The sequence below is a fragment of the Chthoniobacter sp. genome (genome assembly GCF_040003245.1).
GTDB lineage: Bacteria > Verrucomicrobiota > Verrucomicrobiia > Chthoniobacterales > Chthoniobacteraceae > Chthoniobacter.
Genome location: NZ_JBDUCX010000330.1, coordinates 1 through 6,054 on the forward strand (window position 1 = coordinate 1; position 6,054 = coordinate 6,054).

5 protein-coding genes and 1 pseudogene are annotated in these 6,054 nt (G+C 63.9%); 2 read left to right on the top strand and 4 right to left on the bottom strand.

Features of this window, described 5'->3' with window-relative positions:
* The 4 genes from ABJF10_RS28565 to ABJF10_RS28580 form a co-directional block, all read right to left on the bottom strand.
* Positions 1-706, bottom strand: a 706-nt coding sequence (locus ABJF10_RS28565) for a DUF1501 domain-containing protein (RefSeq protein WP_348548011.1), incomplete at its 3' end; no start/stop codon positions are given.
* Positions 707-751: 45 nt separating this feature from the next.
* The gene (locus ABJF10_RS28570) at positions 752-1,882 is read right to left on the bottom strand and encodes a hypothetical protein (RefSeq protein ID WP_348548012.1); all 1,131 of its coding nucleotides are present in this window, start codon (positions 1,880-1,882) and stop codon (positions 752-754) included.
* A gap of 4 nt (positions 1,883-1,886) precedes the next feature.
* The gene (locus ABJF10_RS28575; protein WP_348548013.1) at positions 1,887-3,221 is read right to left on the bottom strand and encodes a DUF1501 domain-containing protein; all 1,335 of its coding nucleotides are present in this window, start codon (positions 3,219-3,221) and stop codon (positions 1,887-1,889) included.
* 2 nt (positions 3,222-3,223) lie between these two features.
* The gene (locus ABJF10_RS28580) at positions 3,224-5,104 is read right to left on the bottom strand and encodes a DUF1549 domain-containing protein (RefSeq protein ID WP_348548014.1); all 1,881 of its coding nucleotides are present in this window, start codon (positions 5,102-5,104) and stop codon (positions 3,224-3,226) included.
* 144 nt (positions 5,105-5,248) lie between these two features.
* On the opposite strand from ABJF10_RS28580, the gene ABJF10_RS28585 reads away from it, so the two are divergent.
* Both ABJF10_RS28585 and ABJF10_RS28590 read left to right on the top strand, forming a co-directional pair.
* Positions 5,249-5,788: a sigma-70 family RNA polymerase sigma factor gene (locus ABJF10_RS28585; protein ID WP_348548015.1), complete on the top strand. Its 540-nt coding sequence runs from the start codon at positions 5,249-5,251 to the stop codon at positions 5,786-5,788.
* Positions 5,785-6,054 (top strand): annotated as a pseudogene (locus ABJF10_RS28590) (hypothetical protein); the annotation flags it as partial. The gene ABJF10_RS28585 and the pseudogene ABJF10_RS28590, both read left to right, overlap by 4 nt.

The following is a 6,054-nucleotide window of genomic DNA, read 5'->3' on the forward strand; positions in this document are numbered from 1 at the left end:
CCATCCCCTCGAGTAAATGCACGCGGTCGTCGAGCCGTGTTTGCATATCGGGCGTGAGGCCGATGTTCTGCACTTTGAAATCCGGTGCGCTCGGGTCGCCCACGACCATGAACGGCGAAGTGCTCGGTCCGAGCCATGCTGAGCCGAGCGAAAAGGTGTCGATGCCGGACCGGCCATTATCCACGCCCGCCACACACGCCGGCATCGCCTGTTCGGGGCGGCTGAGTCGCTTCCCGATAATGGAGGCCACTGACGGTGCATCGTTCACAAAGCCGGTCGGCGTGGCTGGCAGGCGACCGGTGAGGAAGCGCTTGTGGCCGCCGCCATGATCGGCGAACTCGTGGCAGATCGAACGGATGAGCGTGAACTTGTCCGCGATCTTCGCATGTTGCGGAAAGAGTTCGCTCACTTCGATGCCGGGGACGTTCGTCTTGATCGGGCGCAACGTGCCGCGGTACTCGAGCGGCGCGTCCGGCTTCATGTCGTAGCTTTCGAGATGCGACATGCCGCCCGGCAGCCAGATGAAGATGACCGACTTTTCGCGAAGCTTGTGACCGGCGGCCTTGGCGATGGTCTCCGCGCGGAGAATATCGCTCATGCCCAGCCCGAGCAGGCTCAGCGCGCCGGCTTCGAGGAAGCTGCGGCGCGAGATCGGCCCCCGGCAGCGGCGGGCGCGGTCGGGGAAGAAGTTGGAGGGCTCGGACATGTCTCCAAGAGATGACCGAAACACGGGGAGTTTCTTAGCGGCGGTTCAGGCCTCGACCTTGTAGACCTGCACCCGCCCCCACGGTTCCCATCCGCCATTCTTCCGCGGCCCCTGGCCGGTCGCACCGGAAACGATCAGCGACTGGCCATCCGCGGTGAACTGGGCGTGGGTGATGCGTTTCTTGGTATCGACGGAATGGACCAGGCTGCCATCGGCGGCGGAGAACAGGGCGATATTCCAGGTGCCCTGGGCCTGCCGTCCGGCCATCACGAAATGCGTGCCGCTGGGATGCCAGACCACGGATTCCATGAGACCGAAGCCGTGCTGGCCATCCTTGATCTGGTCGATGCGCTCGCCCTTCTGCCAGTTCCACCGCTGCCACGTCATCTTGCCATTGCCGGCCATGGGGTCTGACATCGGCCCCATGCCGCAGCAGAGCAGCGTGGCGCCATCGGGAGAAAACGCGAGGCCGTAGACACCGCCGCAATAGTGATGCGTCTTGATCGTGCCCCACGACGTGAAATCCGGCGACGTGAATTGCGCCACGGGCTTGCCGTCGCCGCCGGCGCGCAGATTCCACACGCGCACTTCGCCCATGATATTCGCGGCCGCGAGGTGCTGGCCATCCGGCGTGAACGCGCAGCTCATCACCGGTGGGGTGTGGCTGAAGCTCGCGACGAGGTTCCCACTGGCCGTGTCGAAAATTTTGACCGACGGCTCGGACTCCGGTGCCGGCTCGTATTTCCAGCCACCGGGCACATACTGGCCGGTCACGGTCGCGAGACGGGTACCGTCCGGCGAAAGCGCGAGCTGCCAGTTCCAGAAGCGATGTGCCTGCACACGCCGTCCGCCCTGCCGGGTTTGACTCGGGCCGCCGGCCTCGCCCTGCGGGCTGCCTTCGGCAGTCTGTCTCGCTCCGCTCGGCTCCACATCGTGCCAGAGCAGCATGCCATCGTAGCCGCCCGAAATCACCGTCCGTCCATCCGGCAGCAGCACACAGCCGCTGGCGTAGGAGGCGTGCGTGCCATCGAACGCCGTAGCCGCGCCGGAGGCTAGATCGACCGTGTGGAGCGTACCATCGATGCAGGTCGCGAACGCCCGGCTGCCATCCGACGTAATGGCCAGGCCCAAGGCGCCGGTGGCCAGTTTGTAATCGTGAGCGAGCGTCAGTTTCATGCGTTCACGCGAGCAGGTCGCGGATGGGCTCGGCCTTGTTTTCCACGCGATGGAAAGTGGGCAGGCCGGGGAGATCGTATTCGGCGTAGGGATTGATCCCGAGCGCAGTGAAGATCGTGGCGAAGAGGTTTTGCTCGTTGTAGGGCTTCTCGATCACGTCCACACCATCCGCGTCCGTCGCGCCACTGACCACGCCGCGCTTCAAGCCGCAACCGGTCATCATCATGCTCCAGGCATTCGGGTAGTGATCGCGGCCGCGCGCGGGATTCAGCCACGGCGTGCGGCCAAATTCACCCATGGCGATGACCAGCGTGGAATCCAGCAGGCCGCGTTCTTCGAGATCGTTGATGAGATGGAACAGGACGCGGTCCAGCTCCGGCACGAGCATCTGGTGGATCTCGTGCTGGAAGACGTGGTTGTCCCAGTTCATGCCGTTGGCCACCATCACGAAGGGCGCGCCGTGCTCCACGAGATGCCGGGACATGAGCGCGTGCTGGGCGAAGCTGCCCGCTCCGTAGCGTTCGCGATCCTTCGCCGGCAGCTTGTTGACATCGAAAAGATCCGCGCTGGCGGCCAGTCCCTTCATGCGCTCGAAGGCCGCATTCTGGCTGCGCGCCACCGTGCTCTGCCGGTCGCGCTCGTATTTCGCCGTGAGGAAACGGCGCAGCGTCTCCCGCGATTCCAAATCGTTTTGCGGGATCGTTTCCGCCGCCGCCTTGAGCAGTTGCGAATACTCCCCGCCGAGCCGCACCGGGGCATGTTCCGCGCCGAGCCAGCCGGCCCAGTTGCCCGCTTTGAAACCTTCGAACTCGTTGCCCCCGGGAATGGGATCGAGAAAGATGAAGTTCGGGATGGGCGAATCCAGTTGCCCGACCGCCGCCGAGAACGCGCTGCCGAGCGTCGGTCGCGTGAAGCCGGCGCGATCCGGGTTGCCGCGCTGCAGCAGGTTGATCGCCTGCAAGTGCTCCGGCTGCGACGTCTTCATGCTGCGGACGATGTTCAACCTGTCCGCGATGCTCGCGCAGTTCGGCATGAGCGAGGAGAAATGGGTGCCGGGGATCTTCGTGGAGATGCTCCCGAAAGGGCCGCCGGTCGGACGACCCGGCTTCGGATCCCAAGTCTCGAACTGGCTCGGCGCCCCGCACAGCCACAGCAGGATGCAGTGCTTCTGCGCCTTCTTCGTTTCCTCTGCGAAAAGGGGATTGTGAAACAACCCCGCGAAGCTGGTCGCGCTGGCCAGCGCGGTACCGGTCAGGCCCTTGAGGAAGAGCCGCCGATGAATGGTGTGCTCGTCGGTGCGACACTGGCCGGGAAGCGGTGCGGAAGGATCGGCTCTCATCATCACGGCGTCGTCAAAAACTCGGCGCTGGTCATCAACGCCCACAGCAAATCGCGCACGGCATCCGCGGGTTTGTCCGCGCGGCCATTGAGAAAAGCCTCCGCCTGGGCGGCCTCCTCGGAATCGGGCAGGCGCCCGTAGACCGCGAGGAAGGCTTCCCGCGCGCGGGCGCTCGTTTCCGGCAGCGCGGCGACACGCGCGGCCGTGTTGCCGTCCGCCGGTTGCGAAAGGGCCGCCAGCGCCGGCGAATTCGAGAGAAACTGCGCCTGCTGGAAGGTCGCGTTGTAATCCTTGGGCAGCACATCGGGCATGGCCGCGATCACCGCCTTGCGCAGCGTGTCGTCCGCCGGCGGCAGCCCCGCGGCGATCCGCCAGGAGCGGGCGATCTGCTCCGCAGTGAGTGGTCGTTCGAGCGCTCCCGCGAAAGCTTCCGGCGCGGCCTTCGAAGCCCCCAGCGCATACACCTTGCTCAGCACGATCCCGCGCACTTCGCCACGGACGTCGTAATTCTTTGCAATAAAATTTTGGGCCAGCCAGTCGAGCAGTTCCGGGTGACTTGGCACGTTGCGCCCATTCATTTCATCGGTCGGAAAGACGATGCCCCGGCCGGTGAAAGTCGCCCACAGGCGATTCACAAACGCGCGGGCGAGCAGCGGATTATCCGTCGTCGCCGCATCGGCGAAAGCCTCCCGGCGCGAATACTTCGGAACCCGCGGTTTCGCCGCGGGGTCCACGTATTTGTCATCGCTATCCTGCTCTTTCTGGTCCCCGGCTGGCCACGTCTCCGCGATCATCTTTCCGGTCAACAGCGTGACCACCGCCGGCTGCGATTCCTTTTTCAGGTTGGTGAAATTGATGAAGCCGCCGATCGCCGATTCGCCCACCGCCGTGCCGCCCTCCGCGTTCTTGCCGCGGTTGAATGCCGACACCAGGCCCCAGTAATGCTCCTGCTTGATCTCCCGGGCCAGCGGATGATTGTGGCATTGTGCGCAGTCGATCTTCGTGCCGTATACGACCGGCGCCACCGCTTCCGCGATCCGCTGGAAATCGTTCTTCCGCTCGTAGAGGAACCAAGGCGAACCCTTGTTCTCCGGCTTGTCCGCTCGTGCCACCAGTATGGCATGCACCGTCTGATTCCACGGCCGATTCTTCCGAAATGCGTCCTCGAGAAACGTCCACCACCCACTCTGCTTCCGACGGCCTTCATTGTTCTCCCGCTTGCCCCGGCCCATGAGGAAGACATCCCACAGCTCTCGCATCCGCACCACGTATTCCTCCGATTTCAGCAGCCGATCCACCAGCGCCGCGCGGCGCGTCTCCAACGGAGCCTTCAGAAAATCTTCCGTTTCGTTGGCGGTGGGAATGCGCCCGGCGAGATCGAGGTACACCCGTCTGCACCAGGTGCGGTCATCCACCGCTGGCGCCGGCTCCACGCCGCGTTCCGTCCAGCCTTCGGTAGTGAGCGTATCCACCGCCTGCGTGATCGATTCAAAATGCCGTGCCGGGTGCGGTTTGATCGTCGCGTCCGCCTGCGCCGCAGTCAGCGCCGCGATCCATTCACGCACCGCCTCCCGCTCCGCATCCGTGAGCTGCTTTTTCGGCGGCATATGCGGGTCCGCCTTGGTCGCGAGGTTTTGAAAAAGCGCGCTGTCCTCTGGCTTGCCGGGGACGACCACTGCGCCATCCTCGCTGCCCTTGAGCACCGCCTGCGGCGTGTCGAGCTCCAGCCCGCTCTTCTGATCGAGAGGCCCGTGGCACTTCACACAATTCACATCGAAAATTGGCTGCACCTTCGCCGACCACAACGCAGCCGCATCCGTCCCGTAGGCCAGGCGGCCAGCGGTCAGCGAAAACAGCAGTGAAACAACGATACGACGGCGCATGTCCCAGAGTGGGGTTATAGCACCTGAACAACACCGTTCGCCCGAAAACCTTAAACACCATCTTCCGCCTCCCAGTTCGCCTGATTTTTCTCGGTCGACGAAAATCTTCGGTAAGTGCCGCCGGTCTCATACAATACCCAGTAGATGTCCGATCAAACCGAGCCCTCCCCCTCGTCAGAGCAGTTCATCACACTGTTAAACGCAGCGCATGGGCGCCTGCTCGGCTTTTTGCGGGTCATGCTGGGCAATAACGCCGATGCGGAAGACGTGCTGCAGCGGGCCAGCATGACGATCTGGCGGAAGTTCGGGGAATACGACGCGAGCAAGGACTTCTTCTCCTGGGCCAGCAGCTTCGCCTTTTACGAGGCCAAAAATTTCCAGCGCGTCGCGGCGCGGTCCCGGCTGCATTTCGACGATGAACTGATGCAACGCCTGGCTGAGGAACGCGTGCACGACCTCGACCATCGCGAGGCCAGGCTGGCGGCGATGGACCACTGCGTCGAGGAACTGCAAACTGCCGATCGGGAATTGGTGCGCGAGTTTTACCTCAACAATACCGAGGTCGCGACGCTGGCCGAACGTCTGGGCCGCGCCCCGCAGACCCTTTATAACAAGCTCAACACGCTGCGCCGCCTGTTGGCTGATTGCATGAAGCGCCGCCTGGCGCAGGAGGCACGAACATGAATTCCGAATCGAACCCTCACGAGTTGCACCGGCTGTTCACCGCCAAGACGGACGGCACCATCACGCCGGAGGAACATGAGCGCCTCAGCGCGCTACTGAAGGATTCCGCCGAGGTGCGCCAGCAGTGGTTTGCTTTTCAGGATGCAGAGGCCGCCTTGCTGGCTTGGTCGCAGCGCGAAACTCTCCGGCGCGAGGCCGGCGTGGATCTCGCCGGGCAGGGGAGTGAGCAGGCCATGCCCCAGCAAAACCGCCGAGGTGGACTGAGG